This window comes from Enterobacter cloacae (assembly GCF_013375935.1).
GTDB lineage: Bacteria > Pseudomonadota > Gammaproteobacteria > Enterobacterales > Enterobacteriaceae > Enterobacter > Enterobacter pasteurii.
The window spans coordinates 1,114,013-1,138,100 of sequence record NZ_CP056117.1 but is presented as its reverse complement, the minus strand read 5'-3'; the positions used below and the strand labels follow the sequence as shown (position 1 = coordinate 1,138,100).

The 24,088-nt window shown below is 56.6% G+C and carries 18 protein-coding genes; 12 read left to right on the top strand and 6 right to left on the bottom strand.

Annotated elements, in window-relative coordinates; genetic code table 11:
• Positions 1 to 86: 86 nt before the first annotated feature.
• Positions 87 to 887 carry a DeoR/GlpR family DNA-binding transcription regulator gene (locus HWQ14_RS05385; protein WP_176609163.1) on the bottom strand — a complete coding sequence of 267 codons (801 nt, stop codon included), beginning with the start codon at positions 885 to 887 and terminating at the stop codon, positions 87 to 89.
• 34 nt (positions 888 to 921) lie between these two features.
• On the bottom strand, positions 922 to 1,818 hold the full coding sequence (locus HWQ14_RS05380; RefSeq protein ID WP_176609162.1) for a sugar kinase: 897 nt from the start codon (positions 1,816 to 1,818) through the stop codon (positions 922 to 924).
• 155 nt (positions 1,819 to 1,973) lie between these two features.
• On the opposite strand from HWQ14_RS05380, the gene yihU reads away from it, so the two are divergent.
• From yihU to ompL, 7 genes are all read left to right on the top strand, one after another.
• Positions 1,974 to 2,864 (top strand): sulfolactaldehyde 3-reductase, encoded by an 891-nt coding sequence (gene yihU, locus HWQ14_RS05375; RefSeq protein WP_176609161.1) that lies wholly within the window; start codon positions 1,974 to 1,976, stop codon positions 2,862 to 2,864.
• A gap of 17 nt (positions 2,865 to 2,881) precedes the next feature.
• Positions 2,882 to 3,757 carry a sulfofructosephosphate aldolase gene (yihT, locus tag HWQ14_RS05370; RefSeq protein ID WP_176609160.1) on the top strand — a complete coding sequence of 292 codons (876 nt, stop codon included), beginning with the start codon at positions 2,882 to 2,884 and terminating at the stop codon, positions 3,755 to 3,757.
• A 14-nt stretch (positions 3,758 to 3,771) separates the two neighbouring features.
• The gene (yihS, locus tag HWQ14_RS05365; protein WP_038985317.1) at positions 3,772 to 5,013 is read left to right on the top strand and encodes a sulfoquinovose isomerase; all 1,242 of its coding nucleotides are present in this window, start codon (positions 3,772 to 3,774) and stop codon (positions 5,011 to 5,013) included.
• A 16-nt stretch (positions 5,014 to 5,029) separates the two neighbouring features.
• On the top strand, positions 5,030 to 7,054 hold the full coding sequence (locus tag HWQ14_RS05360) for an alpha-glucosidase (RefSeq protein WP_176609159.1): 2,025 nt from the start codon (positions 5,030 to 5,032) through the stop codon (positions 7,052 to 7,054).
• A 45-nt stretch (positions 7,055 to 7,099) separates the two neighbouring features.
• Entirely contained in the window at positions 7,100 to 8,482 is a 1,383-nt protein-coding gene (locus HWQ14_RS05355; RefSeq protein ID WP_176609158.1) for an MFS transporter, read from the top strand.
• A 44-nt stretch (positions 8,483 to 8,526) separates the two neighbouring features.
• Positions 8,527 to 9,951: an MFS transporter gene (locus tag HWQ14_RS05350; RefSeq protein WP_176609157.1), complete on the top strand. Its 1,425-nt coding sequence runs from the start codon at positions 8,527 to 8,529 to the stop codon at positions 9,949 to 9,951.
• Between the two features lie 74 nt (positions 9,952 to 10,025).
• Complete coding sequence (gene ompL, locus HWQ14_RS05345; RefSeq protein WP_176609156.1) at positions 10,026 to 10,712, top strand: porin OmpL; 687 nt, start codon at positions 10,026 to 10,028, stop codon at positions 10,710 to 10,712.
• A gap of 81 nt (positions 10,713 to 10,793) precedes the next feature.
• On the opposite strand, the gene typA is transcribed toward ompL, so the two are convergent.
• Positions 10,794 to 12,617 carry a ribosome-dependent GTPase TypA gene (gene typA, locus HWQ14_RS05340; protein ID WP_006808726.1) on the bottom strand — a complete coding sequence of 608 codons (1,824 nt, stop codon included), beginning with the start codon at positions 12,615 to 12,617 and terminating at the stop codon, positions 10,794 to 10,796.
• A gap of 377 nt (positions 12,618 to 12,994) precedes the next feature.
• On the opposite strand from typA, the gene glnA reads away from it, so the two are divergent.
• From glnA to HWQ14_RS05320, 4 genes are all read left to right on the top strand, one after another.
• Positions 12,995 to 14,404, top strand: a complete 1,410-nt coding sequence (glnA, locus tag HWQ14_RS05335; protein WP_040077943.1) for a glutamate--ammonia ligase — start codon at positions 12,995 to 12,997, stop codon at positions 14,402 to 14,404.
• Positions 14,405 to 14,571: 167 nt separating this feature from the next.
• Positions 14,572 to 15,621, top strand: a complete 1,050-nt coding sequence (gene glnL / locus HWQ14_RS05330; protein WP_148422543.1) for a nitrogen regulation protein NR(II) — start codon at positions 14,572 to 14,574, stop codon at positions 15,619 to 15,621.
• Between the two features lie 11 nt (positions 15,622 to 15,632).
• Entirely contained in the window at positions 15,633 to 17,045 is a 1,413-nt protein-coding gene (glnG, locus tag HWQ14_RS05325; protein WP_148422544.1) for a nitrogen regulation protein NR(I), read from the top strand.
• Positions 17,046 to 17,155: 110 nt separating this feature from the next.
• Complete coding sequence (locus HWQ14_RS05320; protein WP_148422545.1) at positions 17,156 to 17,266, top strand: YshB family small membrane protein; 111 nt, start codon at positions 17,156 to 17,158, stop codon at positions 17,264 to 17,266.
• A gap of 51 nt (positions 17,267 to 17,317) precedes the next feature.
• On the opposite strand, the gene hemN is transcribed toward HWQ14_RS05320, so the two are convergent.
• Both hemN and yihI read right to left on the bottom strand, forming a co-directional pair.
• Positions 17,318 to 18,691 carry an oxygen-independent coproporphyrinogen III oxidase gene (gene hemN / locus HWQ14_RS05315; protein WP_176609155.1) on the bottom strand — a complete coding sequence of 458 codons (1,374 nt, stop codon included), beginning with the start codon at positions 18,689 to 18,691 and terminating at the stop codon, positions 17,318 to 17,320.
• Between the two features lie 188 nt (positions 18,692 to 18,879).
• Complete coding sequence (yihI, locus tag HWQ14_RS05310; RefSeq protein ID WP_148422548.1) at positions 18,880 to 19,395, bottom strand: Der GTPase-activating protein YihI; 516 nt, start codon at positions 19,393 to 19,395, stop codon at positions 18,880 to 18,882.
• Positions 19,396 to 19,974: 579 nt separating this feature from the next.
• On the opposite strand from yihI, the gene yihA reads away from it, so the two are divergent.
• Positions 19,975 to 20,604, top strand: a complete 630-nt coding sequence (yihA, locus tag HWQ14_RS05305) for a ribosome biogenesis GTP-binding protein YihA/YsxC (protein ID WP_148422550.1) — start codon at positions 19,975 to 19,977, stop codon at positions 20,602 to 20,604.
• 312 nt (positions 20,605 to 20,916) lie between these two features.
• Here yihA and polA read toward each other — a convergent pair whose 3' ends face one another.
• The gene (gene polA / locus HWQ14_RS05300; RefSeq protein ID WP_176609154.1) at positions 20,917 to 23,709 is read right to left on the bottom strand and encodes a DNA polymerase I; all 2,793 of its coding nucleotides are present in this window, start codon (positions 23,707 to 23,709) and stop codon (positions 20,917 to 20,919) included.
• Between the last annotated feature and the right edge of the window lie 379 nt (positions 23,710 to 24,088).

Here is a 24,088-nt window from a genome sequence, read left to right as displayed (position 1 = left end):
TAGCGGGAAAGAGAAACTTTAGCTATGCGCCAGATTCAGCTTAAAGAGAGGAACGGCCCGAAACGGAATATCGGGCCATATGACGATCAGCCAGCCTGCTGCTCTTCTCCTGAATGCACCTCGACAACCTCAACCTTGCTGGATTTAAGATGGTTGTGCAGCGCCGGGCCGGGCAGCTCATCGGTGAAAAGCGCCGTTGCCTGAGCCACGTTGCCGATTTCAACCGCCGCGGAGGCGTGGTATTTCGTATGATCGGCCGCCAGTAAAATGTGGCGGGAATGGGCAATCATGGCCTTCACCACGCTGGCTTCATTGACGTCAAACTCCATCATGGCGCCGTCGTGTTCAATCGCCCCCACGCTGGTCACGAGATAATCCGCCCGAAAGCCGGACACGAATGCCGTCGCCGCCGGGCCGATAATGCCGCCGTTGTGCGGGCGCAGCGTACCGCCGGGCACCATCACCTCAAAACGCGGATTCTTATAAAGAATGTGCGCCACCCGAAGGCTGTTGGTGATGATGCGCAGATGATTATGGTTAAGCAGCGCCCGGGCAACGTGCTCCACGGTCGTCCCGATAGTGATAAAAATGGTTGAGCCATCGGGAATATAGTCCGCAATCGCTTCGGCAATCGCCCGTTTCTCTTCGGTAAGCGAGACTTCGCGCTGCTCAAATGCCGTGTTTACCACGCTGGATGCCCTGCCCGCGCCGCCATGATGCCGCGTGATCAGCCCCTGCTCGCTGAGCTTGCGGATATCCCGGCGCACCGTTTGCGTCGACACATCCAGCAGCTGGGCCAGTTCATCAATGTTCATATAGCCGCGTTCGGCAATCAGCGTCAGCAGACGATCGTGGCGCGGGTTGCCGGTCAGTTCGGTAAGGCTCATGGGCTGTCCTCTGAAAACCATCACGCCCCGCATTTTATACAAAAAGTGACAAAAAAGAGCGGGTTTGATCACAGTCGGGTATACCCGCGCGCCCGCCGGGCCTGGTACATTTCAGCGCGGCGACGGCGCTGGCAAAACGCACGGCGTCTGCGGCGGCGGAGTGCTGGGCCAGGCTGAACGCCAGCGCGCCGTGGAAAACGTCGCCTGCGCCGGTGGTATCGATGACGTTCACCTCAAAGCCCGGCTGATGGCATAACGCGCCGTTCTCCAGCCAGAAGCAGCCGTCTCGCCCCTGGGTGACGTATACGTGTCCATTTGTGAGCGTTTGTGCTTTTTTCAGCGCCTCTTCGGCCTCATCCCGCTGCGTTAAGCGCCGCAGTCCCGGCGCGGAGAAGGCCGCGTGGTCGCTCAGGGCAACCAGCTCTGCGATGTCCTGCGGGGTAACATCCGCATCAAGCAGGGTCGGCACGCCCCGCTGGCGGGCAAGGGTAAACGCCTGTTTTGCCCCGTCATGCCAGCGCACGTCCGCTAACACAATATCCCACTGAGAGAAGTCGATTTCATGCAGCCAGTCTGCCGCAGCAGGGAGATCCGGGCTGGGGTAGTTCGCAATGACGCGCTCCCCGCTCGCGTCCACCAGCACCGCCGACTGTGACGATCGGGCACCTTTAACTACGCGCGTAAAGCGGGTATTCACCCCCAGGGAGCCCAGCTCCGCAAGCAGCCGTCGGCCGGTATCGTCGTCCCCCACCCGGCCAATAAACTCCACTTCCGCGCCCAGCTTCGCCGCTGCCACCGCAGCCGTTGCCGCCGGGCCACCGCCCACTTCCGTATAGTCTTTTGCGACATATTTCCCACCTACCTTCGGTAAATCATCGAGATACCAGATGCGATCCAGCACGGTAATGCCGACACAAGCAATGCGAGTCATGGTGATTCCTTCTGCGATTTCTGATGCCTTCATTTTAATTTCAGCAAATGTTTAAAAAGTGACCCCTGTCAATTTTTTGACTATAAATTACAAATACGATCAAAAACAGACAACACAAACGCGCAGAAATTGACACGATATGACAGGAGAGAGGCATGTCAGCAATCGCATTTATCGGTTTAGGGCAGATGGGCTCGCCAATGGCGAAGAATCTGTTGAAGCAAGGTCACCGGCTTCAGGTCTTTGATGTGAACCCGCAGGCGGTTCAGGTCCTGGTGGAGAGCGGCGCGAAGGCGGCGGCAACGCCCGCGCAGGCCGCAACGGATGCCGAGTTCGTCATCACCATGCTGCCCAACGGCGACCTGGTGCGCAGCGTACTGTTCGGCGAGCACGGCGTATGCGAAGGGTTATCCCGCGACGCGCTGGTGATTGATATGTCGACCATTCATCCCCTGCAAACCGACGCGCTGATCCGCGACATGGCTGACCGCGGCTTCAGCCTGATGGACGTGCCCGTCGGACGCACGTCTGACCATGCCATCGCCGGCACGCTGCTCCTGCTGGCAGGCGGCACGGCGCAGCAGGTTGAGCGCGCCACCCCCCTATTAATGGCGATGGGCAACGAGCTGATTAACGCCGGTGGCCCGGGCATGGGCATCCGCGTGAAGCTCATCAATAACTACATGAGTATCGCCCTGAACGCCCTCTCCGCCGAGGCGGCCGTGCTGTGTGAAGCCCTCGGCCTCTCCTTTGAGGTGGCGCTGAAGGTGATGAGCGGCACGCCGGCGGGTAAAGGCCACTTCACCACCTCATGGCCGAATAAGGTGCTGAAAGGGGATCTTTCCCCCGCCTTTATGATCGACCTTGCGCATAAAGATCTGGGGATCGCCCTGGACGTGGCCAACCAGCTCCACGTGCCGATGCCGCTGGGCGCGGCCTCCCGCGAAGTTTACAGCCAGGCCCGCGCCGCCGGGCGCGGGCGCGAAGACTGGACGGCCATTCTTGAACAGGTTCGCGCATCTGCCGGGCTGAAAAAATCACACTGATACGAAAGGACTGAAGAATGACGATGTACACCCTGAAAGATATCACCCGACCTTCCGGCGGTTTTGCGATGCTGGCCGTGGATCAGCGCGAAGCGATGCGCCTGATGTTTGCCGCGGCAGGCGCGCCGGTGCCGGTAACCGACCAGCACCTGACGGATTTTAAGGTCAATGCCGCGAAAATTCTGTCCCCGTACGCCTCTGCCATTCTCGTCGACCAGCAGTTCTGCTATCGCCAGATTGTGGAGCAGCAGGCCGTGGCAAAAAGCTGCGCGATGATTGTGGCGGCCGACGAGTTTATTCCGGGGAACGGTATTCCCGTCGACAGCGTGGTGATAGACAAGAGCATCGACGCTCAGGCCGTGAAACGCGACGGCGGCAAGGCGCTGAAGCTGCTGGTGCTGTGGCGCAGCGATGAAGATCCGCAGCAGCGGCTTGAGATGGTGAAGGCGTTCAACACGCTGTGCCACAACAGCGGGCTGCTGAGCATTATCGAGCCGGTTGTGCGTCCGCCGCGCCGCGGTGCCGCGTTTGACCGCGAGCAGGCGATTATCGACGCGGCCAAAGAGCTGGGCAACAGCGGTGCCGACCTCTACAAAGTGGAGATGCCGCTGTTTGGCAAAGGCACGCAGCAGGAGCTGCTGGCGGCCTCGCAGAGGCTGAACGAGAACATCGCCATGCCGTGGGTGATCCTCTCCTCCGGCGTGGACGATAAGCTATTCCCGCGCGCCGTGAGCGTGGCGATGCAGGCGGGGGCATCGGGCTTTTTAGCCGGACGCGCCGTCTGGTCATCGGTGATTGGCCTGCCGGACACCGGGCTGATGCTCCGCGATATTTCCGTACCAAAACTGCAGCGTCTGGGTGAGATCGTCGACGAAATGATGGCTCGCCGTTAAGAAAGGACCCGAACATGAAATGGTTTAACACCCTGAGCCACAACCGCTGGCTCGAACAAGAGACCGACCGCATTCTTGATTTCGGCAAAAACGCCGCCGTACCGACCGGCTTTGGCTGGCTGGGCAATAACGGACAGGTTCGCAGCGATATGGGCACGCATCTGTGGATCACCGCCCGTATGCTGCACGTTTACGCGGTGGCGGCGAACATGGGACGTCCCGGCGCGTACGCCCTGGTTGAGCACGGCATCAATGCCCTCAACGGCCCGCTGCGCGACAAACAGCACGGCGGCTGGTACGCCTGCGTTAACGATGAAGGCGTGGTGGATGCCTCCAAGCAGGGCTATCAGCACTTCTTCGTGCTGCTCGGTGCGGCAAGCGCCGTGACCACCGGCCATCCGCAGGCGCGAAGGCTGCTGGACGACGCCATCGAGGTGATTGAGCGCTACTTCTGGAGCGAACGGGAGCAGATGTGCCTGGAGTCATGGGATGAAGCCTTCAGCAAAACGGAAGATTACCGCGGCGGTAACGCCAACATGCACGCCGTGGAAGCCTTCCTCATCGTGTATGACGTAACCCACGATCGTAAATGGCTCGACCGCGCCCTGCGCATCGCCTCGGTGATTATTCACGACGTGGCGCGCAAAGGTGAGTATCGCGTTAACGAGCATTTCGACACCGACTGGAACCCGATCCGCGACTACAACATCGATAACCCCGCCCACCGCTTCCGCGCCTACGGCGGCACGCCGGGGCACTGGATCGAGTGGGGCCGCCTGATGCTGCACCTGCGCGCCGCGCTGGAGGCGCGCTTTGAAACCCCGCCGGCGTGGCTGCTGGAAGATGCGAAAGGGCTGTTCCACGCCACCATCCGCGACGCCTGGGCGCCCGACGGGGCCGATGGTTTTGTCTACTCCGTAGGCTGGGACGGCAAGCCTATCGTGCGCGAACGCGTGCGCTGGCCGATCGTCGAAGCGATGGGTACGGCCTACGCCCTCTACACCGTGACCGGCGAGGCGCAGTACGAAGCCTGGTATCAGAAATGGTGGGATTACTGCATCAAATACCTGATGGATTACGAGAACGGATCCTGGTGGCAGGAGCTGGACACTAATAACGAAGTGACCACCAAAGTCTGGGACGGCAAGCAGGATATTTATCATCTGCTGCACTGCCTGGTGATCCCCCGCCTGCCGCTGGCGCCGGGCTTAGCCCCTGCCGTAGCCGCCGGATTACTGGATAGCCAGGCCAAATAATAAAGACGGAGTTTTTATGCGTACCCTACACAATATTGACCTGAAAAATAACGAAAATGGTTTCACCCTCAGTTGGGAGAACCGACTGATTTTGTCCCACACCACGGACGAGCCTTGCCTGTGGATCGGCGCGGGCGAGGCCGATATCGAGATGTTTCGCGGCAACTTCAGCATTAAGGACAAGCTCAACGAAAAGATTGCCCTGACGGACGCGACCGTCACGCGGCAAAGCGCGGACTGGGCGATTTGCTTTACCCGCGGCGACGCGGTGAGCGCCACGCTGCTGGTGGGTGTGGATGCAGAAGGCCGTCTGGAGCTGAAGCTTAAAAATGATGCCACCTGCCATAACCGCATCTGGCTGCGGCTGGCGGCGCAGCCGGAGGAGCATATCTACGGCTGCGGCGAGCAGTTCTCGTACTTCGATCTGCGCGGCAAGCCGTTCCCGCTGTGGACCAGCGAGCAGGGCGTAGGCCGCAATAAGCAGACCTACGTGACCTGGCAGGCCGACTGCAAAGAGAACGCGGGCGGCGATTACTACTGGACCTTCTTCCCCCAGCCTACCTTCGTGAGCACCCGGAAGTACTACTGCCACGTGGACAACAGCTGCTACATGAACTTCGACTTCAGCGCGCCGGACTTTCACGAGCTGGCGTTCTGGGAGAATAACGCCACGCTGCGCTTCGAATGTGCGGAAACCTACGTCGATCTGCTGGAAAAACTTACCGGCCTGCTGGGGCGACAGCCAGAGCTGCCGGACTGGGTTTACGACGGCGTAACGCTGGGTATTCAGGGCGGCACCGGGGTGTGTCAGCAGAAGCTCGACGCCATGCGCGAGGGCGGCGTAAAGGTGAACGGCATCTGGGCGCAGGACTGGTCGGGCATTCGCATGACCTCCTTCGGTAAACGCGTGATGTGGAACTGGAAGTGGAACAGCGAGCTGTATCCGCAGCTCGACGAGCGTATTGCGCAGTGGAAGCAGGAAGGCGTGCAGTTTCTTTCCTATATCAACCCGTACGTCGCCAGCGACAGAGACCTTTGCGAAGAGGCGGCCAAACGCGGCTATCTGACCAAAGATGCTGACGGCAAGGACTACCACGTCGAATTCGGCGAGTTCTACGCGGGCGTTATCGACCTGACCAACCCGGAAGCCTACGGCTGGTACAAAGAGGTCATCAAAAAGAACCTGATTGAACTGGGCTGCGGCGGCTGGATGGCCGATTTCGGGGAATATCTGCCGACCGATACCTTCCTGCACAACGGCGTCAGCGCGGAGATTATGCATAACGCCTGGCCCGCACTGTGGGCGAAATGTAACTACGAGGCGCTGGAAGAGACCGGCAAGCTTGGGGAGATTTTGTTCTTCATGCGCGCGGGCTACACCGGCAGCCAGAAGCACTCGGTAATGATGTGGGCGGGAGATCAGAACGTCGACTGGAGCCTGGACGACGGTCTGGCGTCCGTCGTACCGGCGGCGCTGTCGCTGGCGATGACCGGGCACGGGCTGCACCACAGCGACATCGGCGGCTATACCACCCTGTTCGAGATGAAGCGCAGCAAGGAACTGCTGCTGCGCTGGTGCGACTTCAGCGCCTTTACGCCGATGATGCGTACCCACGAGGGCAACCGCCCCGGCGATAACTGGCAGTTCGACGGCGACGCTGAAACCATCGCGCACTTTGCGCGCATGACCAACGTATTCACCACCCTGAAGCCGTATATCAAAGCCGCCGTCGCGCAGAACGCGAAAAGCGGCCTGCCGGTGATGCGTCCGCTGTTCCTGCACTACGAGGACGACGCGCGCGCCTACACGCTGAAATACCAGTATCTGTTTGGCCGCGACCTGCTGGTGGCGCCGGTTCATGAAGAGGGCCGCCGCGACTGGACGCTCTATCTGCCGCAGGACAGCTGGGTGAATGCGTGGACCGGGGAAATCAGCCAGGGCGGTGACGTGACCGTTGATGCCCAGCTCGGCAAACCGCCGGTCTTCTATCGCCAGCAAAGCGAATGGGCAGATCTGTTTAGCACCTTGCGTCATATCTGATAAGGCTCGCCCGCAGGAAAGCCTGCGGGCAGGCGGAGAACAATAATGAGTCAACATACTTCCGATCCGGCAACCCTGCGCCTGCCGTTTAAAGAAAAACTCGCCTACGGGATGGGCGATCTCGGCTCTAACATCCTGCTGGATATCGGCACGCTGTATCTGCTGAAATTTTACACCGACGTGCTGGGCCTGCCGGGCGCCTACGGCGAGATCATCTTCCTGATTGCCAAATTCTTTACCGCCTTCACCGATATGGGTACCGGGATCATGCTCGACTCCCGGCGCAGGATCGGCCCGAAAGGAAAATTTCGCCCGTTCGTGCTGTATGCGGCCTTCCCGGTGACCTTGCTGGCGATTGCCAACTTCGTCGGCACGCCGTTTGAGATAACCGGCAAAACGGTAATGGCAACGGTGCTGTTCATGCTGTACGGCCTGTTCTTCAGCATGATGAACTGCTCTTACGGCGCGATGGTGCCCGCCATTACCAAAAACCCGGACGAGCGCGCCTCGCTGGCCGCCTGGCGTCAGGGCGGCGCCACGCTGGGCCTGCTGCTCTGTACCGTGGGCTTTGTCCCGGTAATGAACCTTATCGAGGGCAACGACCAGCTTGGCTATATCTTTGCCGCCACGCTTTTCTCGCTGTTCGGGCTGTTTTTTATGTGGTGGTGCTACAAGGGCGTGACCGAGCGTTACGTCGAGACGCAGCCTGCTAATCCGGCGCAAAAACCGGGCCTGCTGCAGTCGTTTCGCGCCATTGCCGGGAACCGTCCGCTGTTTATCCTGTGCATCGCCAACCTGTGCACGCTGGGCGCGTTTAACGTCAAGCTCGCCATCCAGGTTTACTACACGCAGTACGTGCTGAACGACCCGATCCTGCTGTCATACATGGGCTTTTTCAGCATGGGCTGTATTTTTATCGGCGTCTTTATGATGCCCGGCGCGGTGCGGCGCTTCGGCAAGAAAAAGGTCTACATCAGCGGGCTGATGATTTGGGTAGCGGGCGATCTGCTTAACTACTTCTTCGGCGGCGGCTCGGTGAGCTTTGTGGCGTTCTCCTGCCTGGCGTTCTTCGGCTCCGCGTTCGTGAACAGCCTGAACTGGGCGCTGGTGTCCGATACCGTGGAATACGGCGAGTGGCGCACCGGCGTGCGCTCCGAGGGGACGGTCTATACCGGCTTTACCTTCTTCCGTAAGGTCTCGCAGGCGCTGGCGGGCTTCTTCCCGGGGATCATGCTCACGCAGATCGGCTATGTGCCCAACGTGGTGCAGTCCGCCGGAACGGTTGAGGGGCTGCGGCAGCTGATTTTTATCTATCCGAGCCTGCTGGCGGTCATCACCATTGTGGCGATGGGCTGCTTCTACAACCTCAACGAGAAGATGTATGTGCGCATCGTGGAAGAGATCGAACTGCGCAAACGTACGGCATAAATGACGTGATAGGGCGCCCCTGCGCGGCGCTCTGAGGATCGACCATGACACACAATACTGATCCGTTAACCCTGAAACTGAGCCTGCGAGAGAAGTGCGCCTACGGGATGGGCGATTTTGGCTCGAATCTGATGCTCTGTATTGGCACGTTGTATCTGCTGAAGTTTTACACGGACGAGCTGGGCATGCCCGCGTTCTATGGCGGCATTATTTTCCTGGTGGCGAAGTTTTTTACCGCGTTCACCGACATGCTGACCGGCGTGCTGCTGGACTCCCGGCGTAATATCGGCGCGCGGGGAAAATTCCGGCCATTCATTCTGTACGCCTCCGTCCCGGTGGCGCTGGTCGCCGCGGCGCAGTTTATGGCCAACGACTTTAGCCTGACGGTGAAAGCGACCCTCGCCACCGCGCTCTTCATGATGTTTGGCCTCTGCTACAGCCTGATGAACTGCGCCTACGGTGCGATGGTCCCGGCCATTACCAAAAACCCGAACGAGCGCGCGCAGCTTGCGGCGTGGCGTCAGGGCGGCGCAACGGTGGGGCTACTGCTTTGCACCGTCGGCTTTATGCCCATCCAGGCGCTGTTCGTCAGCCAGCCCTCCCTCGGCTATCTGGTGGCCGCGCTGGTGTTTGTCACCGGCGGCCTGTTCTGCATGTGGTGGTGCTACAGCGGGGTAAAAGAGCGTTACGTGGAGATCGCGCCCGATCACCATAAGCCGGGTATTCTGAAGTCGTTTTGCGCGATATTCCGCAATCCGCCGCTGCTGGTGCTGTGTATCGCCAACCTGTGCACCCTCGCCGCGTTTAACATCAAGCTGGCGATCCAGGTCTATTACACCCAATACGTGCTGAACGATCTGCATCTGCTGTCGTGGATGGGCTTTTTCAGCATGGGCTGCATTCTGATTGGCGTGTTTCTGGTACCCGGCGCGGTGAAGCGCTTTGGCAAGAAGCCGGTCTATCTGGGCGGGCTGGCGCTGTGGGCGGTAGGCGACGTGCTGAACTTCTTCTGGGGGACCAGCTCCCTGCTGTTCGTGCTGTTTTCCTGCATGGCCTTTTTCGGCACCGCGTTTGTTAACAGCCTGAACTGGGCGCTGGTGCCGGACACCGTCGATTACGGCGAGTGGAAAACCGGCATCCGCGCCGAGGGATCGGTTTATACCGGCTATACCTTCTCGCGCAAAATCTCCGCGGCGCTCGCCGGTTTTCTGCCCGGCATCATGCTGACCCAGATTGGCTACGTTCCCCATGCGGTACAGAGCGCGGGCACGCTGCTGGGCCTGCGTCAGCTGATTTTCCTCTGGCCGTGCGGCCTGGCGATAGTTGCCGCCGTGACCATGGGGCTGTTTTATAAACTCAACGAAGCGCGCTTCGCCTTTATTATTGAGGAGATTGGAAAACGGAAAAAAGAGTCAGCACATACCCCTGAGATAACCAACAACAATAAAGCGTCAGCAGTCACTTTATAACAATAAAACCGGCCAGTATTTCCTTCCTGTTAATCAGGAGGGAGGCCTTTCTGTACCTGATACATGGACAAATTATGAAAAGAATCATCACTGTACTGATCGTGTCGTCTGTGTCCTGCCCGGTATTTGCCGGGGCTTATGTCGAAACCCGCGAAGCATACAATACGGCCTCTGAGCTGCACGAAGTTATCCTGCGCGCCAGCTATAACTTCGATATGGGCGCGGGGCTGATGTTCACCAACGCCTATAACGTGGGGAAATGGGATGAGCTAAAGCACAGCTATAACGAAATAGAGGGGTGGTATCCGCTCTTTAAACCAACCGACAAACTTACCTTCCAGCCCGGCGGATTGATTAACGACAGCAGCGCAGGCTCAGGCGGCGCGGTCTATTTAGATACCAACTACAAATTTACGGACGGGTTCAACCTGACGCTCCGCTATCGCTTTAACCATAACAACTACGACACGCCGGACTATAACGGGCAGATGGACAAGAACGACACGCACGAATTTGTTAACTACTGGAATTTCAAAGTGACGGAGGTGTTTTTCTACACCTTTGAGCCGCACTTTTTCCAGCGGGTAAATGATTACCACAGCAAAAATGGCAAAGACCATCACTGGGAAATCACCAACAAGTTCAGCTACAGGATCGACAGAAACTGGCTGCCGTACCTCGAGCTTCAGTGGCTGGACAGATGGAGAGATTACAACCGGGAGCAGTACCGGATTCGCCTGGGATTACGCTATTCGTTTTAATAAAAAAAGCCGCTGATCTCTCAGCGGCTTTTTAACCTGCCGGGTGGCGCACGCGCTTCCCCGGCCTACGGCATAACCGAATTACTCTTCTTTCGCACCGCGCATAGCACGTTTACGATCGTTCTCGGTCAGGTGACGTTTACGGATACGAATTGACTGAGGCGTCACTTCTACCAGCTCGTCGTCATCGATGAATTCCAGAGCCTGCTCCAGGGTCATCTTGATCGGTGGAACCAGAACCGTTGCTTCGTCAGTACCGGACGCACGCATGTTGGTCAGTTTCTTACCGGTCAGGCAGTTTACCGTCAGGTCGTTAGAACGGCTGTGAATACCGATGATCTGGCCTTCGTAAACTTCAGCACCGTGACCCAGGAACAGCTTACCGCGATCCTGCAGACCGAACAGCGCAAACGCAACCGCTTTACCCTGACCGTTGGAGATCAGTACGCCGTTGTTACGCTGGCCCACTTCGCCCGGACGAACGTCGTCGTAGTGGCTGAAGGTGGAGTACAGCAGACCGGTACCGGACGTCATGGTCATGAACTCAGAACGGAAGCCGATCAGGCCACGGCTTGGGATCACGTAGTCGAGACGTACGCGGCCTTTGCCATCTGGATTCATGTTTTTCAGGTCGCCTTTACGCTCGCCCAGCGCCTGCATTACAGAACCCTGGTGCTGCTCTTCAACGTCCAGCGTCACGTTCTCGAATGGCTCTTGTTTACGGCCATCGATTTCGCGGAAGATAACTTTCGGACGGGAAACCGCCATCTCGAAACCTTCACGACGCATGTTTTCGATCAGAACTGACAGGTGCAGTTCGCCACGACCGGAAACGCGGAAGGCATCAGCGTCTTCCGTTTCTTCAACGCGCAGCGCAACGTTGTGCACCAGCTCTTTGTTCAGGCGGTCAAGGATCTGACGAGAGGTAACAAACTTACCTTCTTTACCACAGAACGGAGAGGTGTTGACGTTGAAGAACATGGATACGGTTGGTTCATCAACGGACAGGGCTGGCAGCGCTTCAACGTTCTGCGGATCGCAGATGGTGTCGGAGATGTTCAGTTCACCCAGACCGGTGATGGCGATGATGTCGCCAGCTTCAGCGATGTCGCTCTCGATACGCTCAAGACCCAGGTGAGTCAGTACTTTACCGACTTTACCGTTACGGGTTTTGCCTTCGCTATCGATGATAGTGACCTGCTGGTTAGGCTTCACTTTACCGCGCTTGATACGGCCGATGCCGATAACGCCAACGTAGTTGTTGTAGTCGAGCTGGGAGATCTGCATTTGCAGCGTGCCTTCCAGGTCAACGTTTGGCGCAGGAACACGGTCAACAATCGTCTGGTACAGCGGAGTCATGTCTTCAGCCATGTCTTCGTGATCCAGACCGGCAATACCGTTCAGCGCAGACGCGTAAACGATAGGGAAGTCCAGCTGTTCGTCGGTCGCGTCGAGGTTAACGAACAGGTCGAATACCTGGTCAACAACCCAGTCAGGACGCGCGCCTGGACGGTCTACCTTGTTGATAACAACGATAGGTTTCAGGCCGTGGGCAAATGCTTTTTTGGTCACGAAGCGCGTTTGCGGCATCGGGCCGTCAAATGCGTCAACCACCAGCAGCACGGAATCCACCATGGACATCACGCGCTCAACTTCACCACCGAAGTCGGCGTGCCCTGGGGTATCAACGATGTTGATACGGTAGTCATTCCATTTGATAGCGGTGTTTTTGGCGAGGATGGTAATCCCACGCTCTTTCTCCAAATCGTTGGAGTCCATCACACGCTCTTGAGTTTCGGCACGAGCATCAAACGTACCGGACTGCTGCAGCAGCTTATCAACCAGGGTAGTTTTACCATGGTCGACGTGCGCGATGATGGCGATATTACGCAATTTTTCGATCACAACTTTGCCTCAGGCATTTAGAAATAGCGCGTTATTGTACACGGATTAATCGCACTACAAAACAGGATCACAAACATCCCCCGCAAACAAGTATTGCAGAGATGCTTTGTGATCGCTTTCACGGAGCGGTAAAAGGGCACTTTAACGTAAATTGCACCAATATGGTGCTCAATGTTCACATCGAAGCACTATAATGGTGCAAAGAATCCAATGTGGTGCAGCCCTTCTGCACTATGGTGCGCATGATAACGCCTTTTGGGGGTGTTTTAAAAGTTGGCACAGATTTCGCTTTACAGAAATACAGTAAAAATATGGCAGCCCAGCCGATTTGAAGACCTCGTTACCACGACGACAATGACCAATCTGGAGAGTTAAGTATGTCCGCTGAACACGTTTTGACGATGCTGAACGAACATGAAGTGAAGTTTGTTGATCTGCGCTTCACCGATACCAAAGGTAAAGAACAGCACGTCACTATCCCTGCTCATCAGGTGAACGCCGAATTCTTTGAAGAAGGCAAAATGTTTGACGGCTCCTCCATTGGTGGCTGGAAAGGCATTAACGAATCCGACATGGTTCTGATGCCAGACGCTACCACCGCGCTCATTGACCCGTTCTTCGAAGAGCCTACGCTGATCATCCGCTGCGATATCCTGGAACCAGGCACGCTGCAGGGCTACGACCGCGATCCACGCTCCATCGCAAAACGTGCTGAAGAGTACCTGCGTTCTACCGGCATCGCGGACACCGTTCTGTTCGGGCCAGAGCCAGAGTTCTTCCTGTTCGACGACATCCGTTTCGGCGCGACCATCTCCGGTTCCCACGTGGCTATCGACGACATCGAAGGCGCATGGAACTCTTCCACCAAATACGAAGGTGGTAACAAAGGTCACCGTCCAGGCGTGAAAGGCGGTTACTTCCCGGTTCCTCCGGTCGATTCTTCACAGGACATCCGTTCTACCATGTGTCTGATCATGGAAGAGATGGGCCTGGTTGTTGAAGCGCACCACCACGAAGTGGCAACGGCTGGCCAGAACGAAATCGCCACCCGCTTCAACACCATGACAAAAAAAGCGGACGAGATTCAGATCTACAAATACGTTGTGCACAACGTTGCGCACCGTTTCGGTAAAACCGCGACCTTCATGCCAAAACCAATGTTTGGCGACAACGGTTCCGGCATGCACTGCCACATGTCCCTGTCCAAGAACGGTACTAACCTGTTCTCTGGCGACAAGTACGCGGGTCTGTCCGAGCAGGCGCTGCACTACATCGGTGGTGTTATCAAACACGCTAAAGCGATCAACGCCCTGGCGAACCCAACCACTAACTCCTACAAGCGTCTGGTCCCTGGCTACGAAGCACCAGTAATGCTGGCGTACTCTGCCCGTAACCGTTCTGCTTCTATCCGTATCCCGGTGGTGGCATCTCCGAAAGCGCGTCGTATCGAAGTGCGCTTCCCGGATCCGGCGGCTAACCCATACCTGTGCTTCGCAGCGCTGCTGATGGCAGGCCTGGACGGTATCAAGAACAAGATCCACCCGGGCGAAGCGATGGATAAAAACCTGTACGACCTGCCGCCAGAAGAAGCGAAAGAGATCCCACAGGTTGCCGGCTCTCTGGAAGAAGCCCTCCAGGCGCTGGACGCAGACCGCGAGTTCCTGACCGCTGGCGGCGTGTTCACCGATGAAGCTATCGACGCTTACATCGCGCTGCGTACCGAAGAAAACGACCGCGTTCGCATGACGCCGCACCCGGTTGAGTTCGAGCTGTACTACAGCGTTTAATTGATTTGTTTTACCCGGCGCTTTCGCGTCGGGGGTAGTTGCCGTGGAAACTTTAGCCCATCTTCGGATGGGCTTTTTTCTCCACCAACAACCTGATCTCACGCGCTTTTTACCTCTAAAACGCTATACTGCACTAAAATAGTGCAACAACTCCAGGAGACTGCTGAATGGCAACTGGCACGCTGCCCGATGCTGGGCAGATCCTCAATTCTTTGATTAACAGCATCCTGCTGGTCGACGACGAGCTGGCGGTGCATTACGCCAACCCGGCGGCGCAGCAGCTGCTCGCCCAAAGCTCACGAAAGCTGTTTGGCACGCCGCTGCCGGAACTGCTGAGCTATTTCTCGCTGAATATCGGCCTGATGCGCGAGAGTTTGCAGGCGGGCCAGGGCTTTACCGATAACGAAGTGACGCTGGTGATCGACGGACGCTCTCATATTTTGTCCCTCACGGCACAGCGTCTGCCGGACGGCCTGATCCTGCTGGAAATGGCGCCGATGGATAACCAGCGTCGTCTCAGCCAGGAGCAGCTTCAGCATGCGCAGCAGATTGCGGCGCGCGACCTGGTGCGCGGGCTGGCCCATGAGATCAAAAACCCGCTGGGCGGCTTACGCGGTGCGGCGCAACTTCTGACCAAAGCGCTGCCCGACCCTGCGCTGGCGGAGTATACCAACGTCATTATTGAGCAGGCGGACCGTCTGCGTAATCTGGTCGACCGCCTGCTCGGGCCCCAGCAGCCGGGGATGCACGTATCGGAAAGCATTCACAAGGTCGCTGAGCGGGTGGTGAAACTCGTCTCGATGGAGCTGCCGGACAACGTCACGCTGGTGCGTGATTACGACCCAAGCCTCCCCGAGCTGGCGCACGACCCGGACCAGATTGAGCAGGTGCTGCTAAACATCGTGCGTAACGCGTTGCAGGCGCTGGGCCCGGAGGGTGGCGAAATCATTCTGCGTACCCGCACCGCGTTCCAGCTGACGCTGCACGGCGTTCGCTATCGCCTGGCGGCACGTATTGACGTGGAAGATAACGGGCCGGGTATTCCGCCGCAGCTGCAGGATACGCTCTTTTACCCGATGGTCAGCGGTCGCGAAGGCGGCACCGGGCTGGGCTTATCCATTGCCCGTAACCTGATTGACCAACACTCCGGCAAAATTGAATTTACCAGTTGGCCGGGACATACCGAGTTCTCGGTTTTCCTGCCAATTAAAAAATAAAGGTGACGTTTATGCAACGAGGGATAGTCTGGGTAGTCGATGACGATAGCTCCATCCGTTGGGTGCTTGAACGCGCGCTCACGGGAGCGGGATTAAGCTGCACGACGTTTGAGAGCGGCAGCGAGGTGCTCGACGCGCTCACCACCAAAACGCCGGACGTGCTGCTCTCGGATATTCGCATGCCGGGGATGGACGGGCTGGCGCTCTTAAAGCAGATCAAACAGCGCCACCCGATGCTTCCGGTCATCATAATGACCGCCCACTCCGACCTGGATGCCGCCGTCAGCGCGTACCAGCAGGGCGCGTTTGATTACCTGCCAAAACCGTTTGATATTGACGAAGCCGTTGCGCTGGTTGAGCGCGCTATCAGCCACTATCAGGAGCAACAGCAGCCCCGCAACGCCCCCGACTTTGGGCCAACGACGGACATCATCGGTGAAGCGCCGGCCATGCAGGACGTGTTTCGCATCATCGGCCGCCTGTCGCGTTCATCCATCAGTGTATTGATTAATGGCGAATCCGGGACCGGTAAAGAGCTGGTGGCTCACGCCCTGCATCGCCACAGCCCGCGGGCGAAAGCGCCTTTTATCGCCCTGAACATGGCGGCGATCCCGAAGGATTTGATTGAATCTGAGCTGTTCGGCCACGAAAAAGGGGCGTTTACCGGGGCGAATACCATCCGTCAGGGACGCTTTGAACAGGCGGACGGCGGCACGCTTTTCCTCGATGAAATCGGCGATATGCCGCTGGATGTCCAGACCCGTCTGCTGCGCGTGCTGGCGGATGGCCAGTTTTATCGCGTGGGCGGCTATGCCCCGGTGAAGGTGGACGTGCGTATTATCGCCGCGACGCACCAGAACCTGGAGCTGCGGGTGCAGGAGGGGAAATTCCGTGAGGATCTTTTCCATCGCCTGAACGTGATCCGCGTTCATCTGCCGCCGCTGCGCGAGCGCCGGGAAGATATTCCGCGCCTGGCACGCCACTTCCTGCAGGTGGCAGCCCGCGAGCTGGGCGTAGAAGCCAAGCAGCTTCACCCGGAAACCGATGCTGCCCTCACCCGTCTGGCGTGGCCGGGCAACGTGCGTCAGCTGGAAAATACCTGCCGCTGGCTGACGGTGATGGCCGCCGGACAGGAAGTATTGATTCAGGATTTACCGGCAGAGCTGTTTGAAGCCACCGTGCCGGAAAGCAGTACCGGACACGCCCTGCCGGACAGCTGGGCGACGCTGCTGGCGCAGTGGGCGGATCGCGCGCTGCGTTCCGGTCATCAAAACCTGCTTTCTGAGGCTCAGCCTGAAATGGAGCGCACGCTGCTGACCACCGCGCTTCGCCATACGCAGGGACACAAGCAGGAAGCGGCTCGCCTGCTGGGATGGGGTCGAAACACCCTGACCCGCAAGCTGAAAGAGCTGGGCATGGAGTGATCGTTACCGCTGTGTAAAGATGATTAATTGAGCGCAAACTGTCGTTATTTTGCGCTTTACTGTTCCGATGAGTTTTGTATGATCGTGCCCGGAAATTTGGGGGGACCATCATGCTGGAATCACTAGTGTCTTTACTGTCGAGCGGAGCAGCTGAAAGCCACACGCCGCAAACCGCCGTAGCTGCGGTATTGTGCGCGGCGCTGGTTGGGCTGTTTAGCTAGCGCGTTGCAGATGAAAAGCCGGGTGGCGCTTCGCTTACCCGGCTTTGCGCCTTAAATCACCCGCGAGAACTGCTGCATACGCGCTTTCTGCCGAAGGTAAGCGTCAAAGCACATGCAGATATTACGAATCAATAAACGTCCTTTCGGCGTGACCTCAATCGCATTCTCCGACACATCCACCAGCCCGTCTTTCGCCAGCGGCGCCAGAAGCTTCAGGTCTTCCGCAAAATAATCGCTGAACGTCAGATCCCACTGCGTCTCCACGTCGCTGAACTCAAGACGGAAGTTGCAGATAAGCGCCTTGATCGCGTCGCGGCGAATGCAGTCATCGCGGGTTAACGCAATGCCGCGCCACAGCGCATTGCCGGTGTCGTCTACCTGCTGGTAGTAAAGCTTCAGCTCTTTCTGGTTCTGGGCATAGCAGTCACCGATCATGCTGATGGCGGAGACGCCCATTCCGAGCAGATCGGTGTCGCCCTGGGTGGTATAGCCCTGGAAGTTGCGGTGGAGCACGCCCTCACGCTGGGCAATCGCCAGCTCGTCATCCGGGCGGGCAAAGTGATCCATGCCGATAAACTGATAGCCCGCTTCTGTCAGCGATGCGATGGTTTCCTGCAAAATGTCCAGCTTCTGCTGAGCGGAGGGCAGATCCGCATCTTTGATTTTGCGCTGAGCAGCAAACAGCGTCGGCAGGTGCGCATAGTTAAAGACGCTCAGGCGGTCCGGGTTGAGTTCAGCCACGCGCTTTAGCGTGAAGGCGAAGCTCTCCGGCGTCTGCTTCGGCAGGCCGTAAATCAGATCAATGTTGGTCGAGGTAAAGCCGATCTCACGCGCATGGTTAAGCAAGGCGAAAATAAACGCTTCGTCCTGCTCGCGGTTTACCAGGCGCTGCACCTCTTTGTTGAAGTCCTGCACGCCCATGCTCAGGCGGTTAAATCCTTCTTTGCGTAAGTGATCCAGTACATCCAGCTCTATTTCACGCGGATCAACCTCGATCGAGATTTCGGCGTCGTCGTTAAACGTGAAGTTGCCGCACAGCAGCGCCATCAGGCGGCTTATTTGCGCTTTATTCAGGTAGGTTGGCGTGCCGCCGCCCCAGTGAAGCTGGCTCACCAGGCGTCCTTTAAACAGCGGTGCGCGATGCACAATTTCCTGCTCGAGCGCATCGAGGTACCGATCGGCTTTGTGCTGCTGGCGGGTAACGATTTTATTGCAGCCGCAGAAGTAGCAGAGCTTGTGGCAGAACGGAATATGGACGTAGAGCGACAGCGGGCGTTCCGGATAGCGCGCAACGGCCTGCTGGAAATCCGCCTCGCCGAAAGCCCCGGAGAACTCCAGCGCGGTGGGGTATGAGGTATAACGCGGCCCGGAATAGTTATATTTCTGGATCAGGGCCAAATCCCAGTCGATAGATGGTACAGACATGCTCACTCCTTCCGTTGGTGTCGCGTTCGTATACGGCGGCCCGTTCTGGCTCCGTTGCGGGCCATCATTCGGGTGCGCAGCCACTTCTGTCGCCGCGACAACCGCCGTAGTTTAACGAATAACCACACCAGATAACATATAACCGGAAGGGTTATAAGCAGGGCAAGCGTACCTGCCGGGTGCAAATGTTAGTTTCCACCTTTCAGGAGACGCATCATATCTTCCTGCTTTTCGTCTTCCTCTTCGTCTTCTTCATCGTCGTACGACAGACCGAGCTTCTGCATCAGTTCGTCAATGCGATCCAGTTTGGCATCCACCCATGTCTGCTCTTCAGCGGTCAGGGTTTCACCCTCTTCAAGACGTTCCAGCAGCGCATCCAGGCGCTCATCGTTCTCCAGCAAATCCAGCTCAGCCTGCGGTGAAAGCATAGGTTTCTCGCTCTTTGGTTTGTGCTGCTTAGTGACCGGGGTGTCTGTCACGCCCAGTGGAATGGGAGTTTTACTGCCGATACGAGGATCTTTCTGCTGTTTGCCTTTTGCAGAAGCGCCCGCGGCACCGCCACCGTTAGCACGGCTGCCCGCAGCATGGCCACGATGTTTTTTATCGCGTTTGCGATCGCGCGCTTCCTGATTCAGTTCTTCGCGCGTTTTGCGGCGTGCTTTTGCAGGGCGTTTCGCGCCCGCTGCGGAGGTCGGTTTTTTCATGATGTTTTATCTTTAAGTCGTTTTCTTCAGTATAGAATTGCGGCGAAATCTAGCAGAAAGCAAGCAAAGAAAAAAGGCGACAGAGCAATCTGTCGCCTTTTTTCCTGACTCACAACCCTTAACGGGTTACACATTCCCTGTTTACCTACAACAAACCCTGTTTATCCTTTGGCTGCTACCGTCCGTGATACGGTTCCGTTTCCTGTTAAAACGCCTCCAAGGCGCCGGTCATCCTGACAATCCTGAGTCTTCGCCTCCTGGCGCTCCTGACCCTTGTCCTTAAGTCGTAATCCTGTTGGCATCCTCGCCATGGCGCACACTTTACCTTGTTTCACTAAACGCACAAGCAACGAAAAGGTACAAAACCGGATTTTCAGAATATTACTCACTATCAACTCTTTGAATTTTAATGGTTTGACATTTTTGAGGCCTGCGATTTCTCTTAAATGTCTTATAACCTCAGGAGCAGATGTCTCACATTTCTCAGGGTTTACGCTCACACGTCAATGACGATGGGAAAAGCCTTTTGTCCGCATTCAGGTATAATCCCCGCAGATTACGATTTTTGGAGACGACCACGTGACTACCTGGAACTACCAACAGACGCATTTTGTCACCAGTGCGCCCGATATTCGCCACCTGCCCTCAGACACAGGGATTGAAGTGGCATTTGCTGGCCGCTCCAATGCGGGAAAATCCAGCGCCCTGAATACGCTGACCAATCAGAAAAACCTGGCGCGGACCTCAAAAACACCTGGCCGTACCCAGCTGATTAACCTGTTTGAAGTGGCTGAAGGCAAACGCCTGGTCGACCTGCCGGGCTACGGCTACGCGCAGGTGCCGGAAGAGATGAAGATCAAATGGCAGCGTGCGCTGGGTGAATACCTGGAAAAACGCATGTGCCTGAAGGGGCTGGTGGTGCTGATGGACATCCGCCATCCGCTGAAAGATCTCGACCAGCAGATGATTGACTGGGCAGTGGCAAGCGATATTGCGGTGCTGGTGCTGCTGACAAAAGCGGATAAGCTGGCGAGCGGCGCGCGCAAAGCGCAGGTGAACATGGTTCGCGAAGCGGTGCTGGCGTTCAACGGTGATGTGCAGGTTGAGCCGTTCTCCTCGCTGAAAAAGCAGGGCGTGGACAAGCTGCGTCAGAAACTCGACAGCTGGTTCAACGATCTGGAACCGGCGACAGAAGCGGAAGCAGAGTAACGATGGGCGCGGCGATGACCGCGCTTTTTTTTGCCTGACGTTTTCTTTGCCGCAATAAAAAACGCCCCAGTCATTACTGACTGGGGCGGCTAAAATATTCAGCCAAATCCGATTACGTGAAGTAAAAGGTCTGAAAGATAGAACATCTTACCTCTGTACCCTACGTCGTTAACTCTACTCTTTTTTTGTCGCCTGAAAAAGCACTTTTTGTAGTTTTTTTTCATTCTTTACATAGGGAATTCTAATGATCGTCACAAAACGCGCGTACTTATGTTGCTTACTTACATAAAACGCGCGTTATTCCGATAACGCTTAGTGAGCCTGATCCCAGTTTTCGCCGCTACCCACTTCCACCAGCAACGGCACGTCCAGCTTCATGCTGTTTTCCATCAGTTCATGGATCTTCTGAGAGACCTTTTCCAGGTCGTCTTTATGAACTTCAAATACCAGCTCATCGTGTACCTGCATGATCATTTTTACGCGCGGTTTCTCTTTTTCCAGCCAGGCATCAACGGCAATCATTGCACGTTTGATGATGTCTGCCGCAGTGCCCTGCATCGGGGCATTGATAGCAGCGCGTTCAGCGCCAGCGCGGCGCGCCGCGTTGCTGGATTTGATGTCCGGAAGGTAAAGACGACGGCCATCCAGCGTTTCAACGTAGCCTTTCTCTTTCGCCTGCGCGCGGGTACGTTCCATATATTCCAGCACGCCCGGATAGCGTTCAAAGTAGAGATCCATATACTTCTGCGACTCTTTACGCGGAATATTGAGCTGGCGTGACAGGCCAAATGCGCTCATACCGTAAATAAGGCCGAAGTTAATCGCTTTTGCGCTACGACGCTGTTCGTTTGTCACGCTGTCCAGCGGCAGGCCAAACACTTCGGCAGCCGTCGCCCGGTGGATATCCTTCCCTTCGGCAAATGCCGTCAGCAGGCCTTTGTCACGCGACAGGTGCGCCATAATGCGCAGTTCAATTTGCGAGTAGTCCGCGGAGACAATCAGATAATCTTCTGGCGCGATAAACGCCTGACGAATACGGCGGCCCTCTTCATTACGCACCGGGATGTTTTGCAGGTTAGGATCGGTCGACGAAAGTCGCCCGGTTGCCGCGACAGCCTGATGATATGAGGTATGCACGCGGCCCGTTTTCGGATTGATCATCAGCGGCAGCTTATCGGTGTAGGTCGATTTCAGCTTCGCCAGGCCACGGTATTGCAGAATAACTTTTGGCAGCGGGTAGTCCAGCGCCAGTTCTTCCAGCACCTCTTCAGAGGTTGAAGGCGCGCCGCCCGGGGTTTTCTTCAGCGGTTTGATACCCTGCTTTTCAAACAGGATGGTCTGCAGCTGTTTCGGTGACGACAGGTTGAACGCCTCGCCCGCAAGCTCGTGCGCTTTCTGTTCAAGCTCCGTCAGACGCTGCGCCAGTTCGCCAGAATGGTTATGCAGCACCGTTGGATCGATTTTAACGCCGTTGCGTTCGATGCGGGACAGCACGGGCACCAGCGGCATCTCAACGTTCTGAAACACGTTCAGCGGCCCTTCGTGCTTCTGCAATTTCGGCCACATCTTCAGGTGCAGCTGTAGCGTAACGTCAGCATCTTCCGCGGCATAGCGGCCTGCTTCTTCCAGCGCAATCTGGTTAAAGGTCAGCTGATTTTTGCCCTTACCGGCAATTTCTTCAAAGGTAATGGTTTTGTGCTTCAGCCAACGGTCCGATAAGGAATCCATATCGTGACGGCCCGCCACGCTGTCCAGAATGTAGGATTCCAGCATGGTGTCGAAGGCAATACCACGCAGTTCGATACCGTAGTTTTGCAGAATGCCGCGGTCGAATTTCAGGTTCTGACCGACTTTCAGCGCTTTCTCGTCTTCCAGAATTGGCTTCAGCAGCGCTAAGGCGCGCTCGCGCGAGATCTGCTCTGGCGCATCCAGATAGTCGTGAGCAACAGGAACGTAGGCTGCAATACCCGGCTCCGTCGCGAACGACAGGCCCACCATATTGGCAGAAATGTTATCAAGGCTGTCCGTTTCGGTATCGAACGCAAATACCGGTGCTTTTTTCAGCTTTTCAATCCAGGCGACGAGCTGTGACTCTTCGAGAATGGTTTCATAGTTATCGAAGGAGAGCGCTGTCGCCGCTTCTTCTGCCTCTTCTTCGGCATTTACGACGAGGGTTTCCTTCGGCTTAGCCGCGGGTTTCGCTCCTTTAGCCTGGAGCCATTTACCGCCTTCCACATCGGTGATCCAGCGTTTAAATTCATACTTCCTGAACAGGCCAAGCAGTTCATCGGCGGCGGGTTCCTGTACTTCAAGCCGATCGCAGGTAAGTTCCAGCTCTACGTCGGTTTTGATGGTGGCCAGCTGATAGGAGAGGTAAGCCACCTCTTTATTATCGGCGAGCTTTCCGGCCATGGTTTTTGCGCCACGGAAGGTAAGCCCGGCAATTTTCTCAGGCTCGGCGTATAGCGTATCCAGCCCGCCCAGCCCTTGCAGCAGCGCCTGAGCCGTTTTTTCGCCCACGCCCGGTACGCCAGGAATGTTATCGGAGGTGTCTCCCATCAGGGCGAGGAAATCGATAATGAGCTCTGGCGGTACGCCGTATTTGGCGACAACTTCTTCCGGGCCCAGAATGGTGTTGGTCATGGTGTTGATCAGCGTGATCCCCGGCGTCACAAGCTGCGCCATGTCTTTATCACCGGTACTGATCAGCACCGGGCGGCCTGCCTTTTCGGCTTCACGCGCCAGGGTGCCAATCACGTCGTCAGCCTCAACGCCCGAGACAGCCAGCAAAGGCAGCCCCATTGCTTTCACCATAGCGTGCAGCGGTTCAATCTGCGCACGCAGATCGTCAGGCATAGGAGGGCGGTGAGATTTGTAGTGTTCGAATAATTCGTCGCGGAAGGTTTTGCCCTTCGCATCAAAGACGACAGCCGCATGCGTTGGGTGATACTGCAAAATCAGGCTGCGCAGCATATTCAGCACGCCGTACATTGCGCCGGTAGGTTCTCCTGCGCTGTTGGTCAGAGGAGGAAACGCATGATACGCCCGATAAAGGTAAGAAGAGCCATCGACGAGTATAAGTGGGTTTTCTGGGATCTGAACCATAATGTCCGTGCCTTTAATTAATTTATGGATAAAGGATGCCACAGAAGGATGAAAACATCAGGTTTTAGCGCCTGATAGCGGAAAAGATTTTGCGATCGTGATGATCGCTCGCAAAATCAAACTGTGGATAAGTTTGTGAATATTTTCAATACAGGTGAATAACAGTTCTTTAAGCTTGAGGTTTTATATTAATTTACCCAATGAAATCAATATAATAATTAACGATCGAGCGAGATCACCCCTTGCTGATGGTTATTTAGTCTTTGTGGATATAAGACGTAAACACGCTTCCTGCATGGATAAATTCGCTGCCATGAGGCACGGACCGCCGCCTCTTCGCTTGAAAGCGCCCTGCTGTGAGCGAATTTCTGATAAGATC

Bases quoted from the DNA above. Each gene is read 5' to 3' on its own strand.
- yihI (WP_148422548.1), bottom strand. From the start codon at position 19,395: ATGAAAAAACCGACCTCCGCAGCGGGCGCGAAACGCCCTGCAAAAGCA.
- yihS (WP_038985317.1), top strand. From the start codon at position 3,772: ATGAAATGGTTTAACACCCTGAGCCACAACCGCTGGCTCGAACAAGAG.
- yihU (WP_176609161.1), top strand. From the start codon at position 1,974: ATGTCAGCAATCGCATTTATCGGTTTAGGGCAGATGGGCTCGCCAATG.
- glnL (WP_148422543.1), top strand. From the start codon at position 14,572: ATGGCAACTGGCACGCTGCCCGATGCTGGGCAGATCCTCAATTCTTTG.
- HWQ14_RS05355 (WP_176609158.1), top strand. From the start codon at position 7,100: ATGAGTCAACATACTTCCGATCCGGCAACCCTGCGCCTGCCGTTTAAA.
- HWQ14_RS05385 (WP_176609163.1), bottom strand. From the start codon at position 887: ATGAGCCTTACCGAACTGACCGGCAACCCGCGCCACGATCGTCTGCTG.
- yihT (WP_176609160.1), top strand. From the start codon at position 2,882: ATGACGATGTACACCCTGAAAGATATCACCCGACCTTCCGGCGGTTTT.
- ompL (WP_176609156.1), top strand. From the start codon at position 10,026: ATGAAAAGAATCATCACTGTACTGATCGTGTCGTCTGTGTCCTGCCCG.
- HWQ14_RS05350 (WP_176609157.1), top strand. From the start codon at position 8,527: ATGACACACAATACTGATCCGTTAACCCTGAAACTGAGCCTGCGAGAG.
- glnG (WP_148422544.1), top strand. From the start codon at position 15,633: ATGCAACGAGGGATAGTCTGGGTAGTCGATGACGATAGCTCCATCCGT.
- HWQ14_RS05320 (WP_148422545.1), top strand. From the start codon at position 17,156: ATGCTGGAATCACTAGTGTCTTTACTGTCGAGCGGAGCAGCTGAAAGC.
- HWQ14_RS05380 (WP_176609162.1), bottom strand. From the start codon at position 1,818: ATGACTCGCATTGCTTGTGTCGGCATTACCGTGCTGGATCGCATCTGG.
- glnA (WP_040077943.1), top strand. From the start codon at position 12,995: ATGTCCGCTGAACACGTTTTGACGATGCTGAACGAACATGAAGTGAAG.
- polA (WP_176609154.1), bottom strand. From the start codon at position 23,709: ATGGTTCAGATCCCAGAAAACCCACTTATACTCGTCGATGGCTCTTCT.
- hemN (WP_176609155.1), bottom strand. From the start codon at position 18,691: ATGTCTGTACCATCTATCGACTGGGATTTGGCCCTGATCCAGAAATAT.
- HWQ14_RS05360 (WP_176609159.1), top strand. From the start codon at position 5,030: ATGCGTACCCTACACAATATTGACCTGAAAAATAACGAAAATGGTTTC.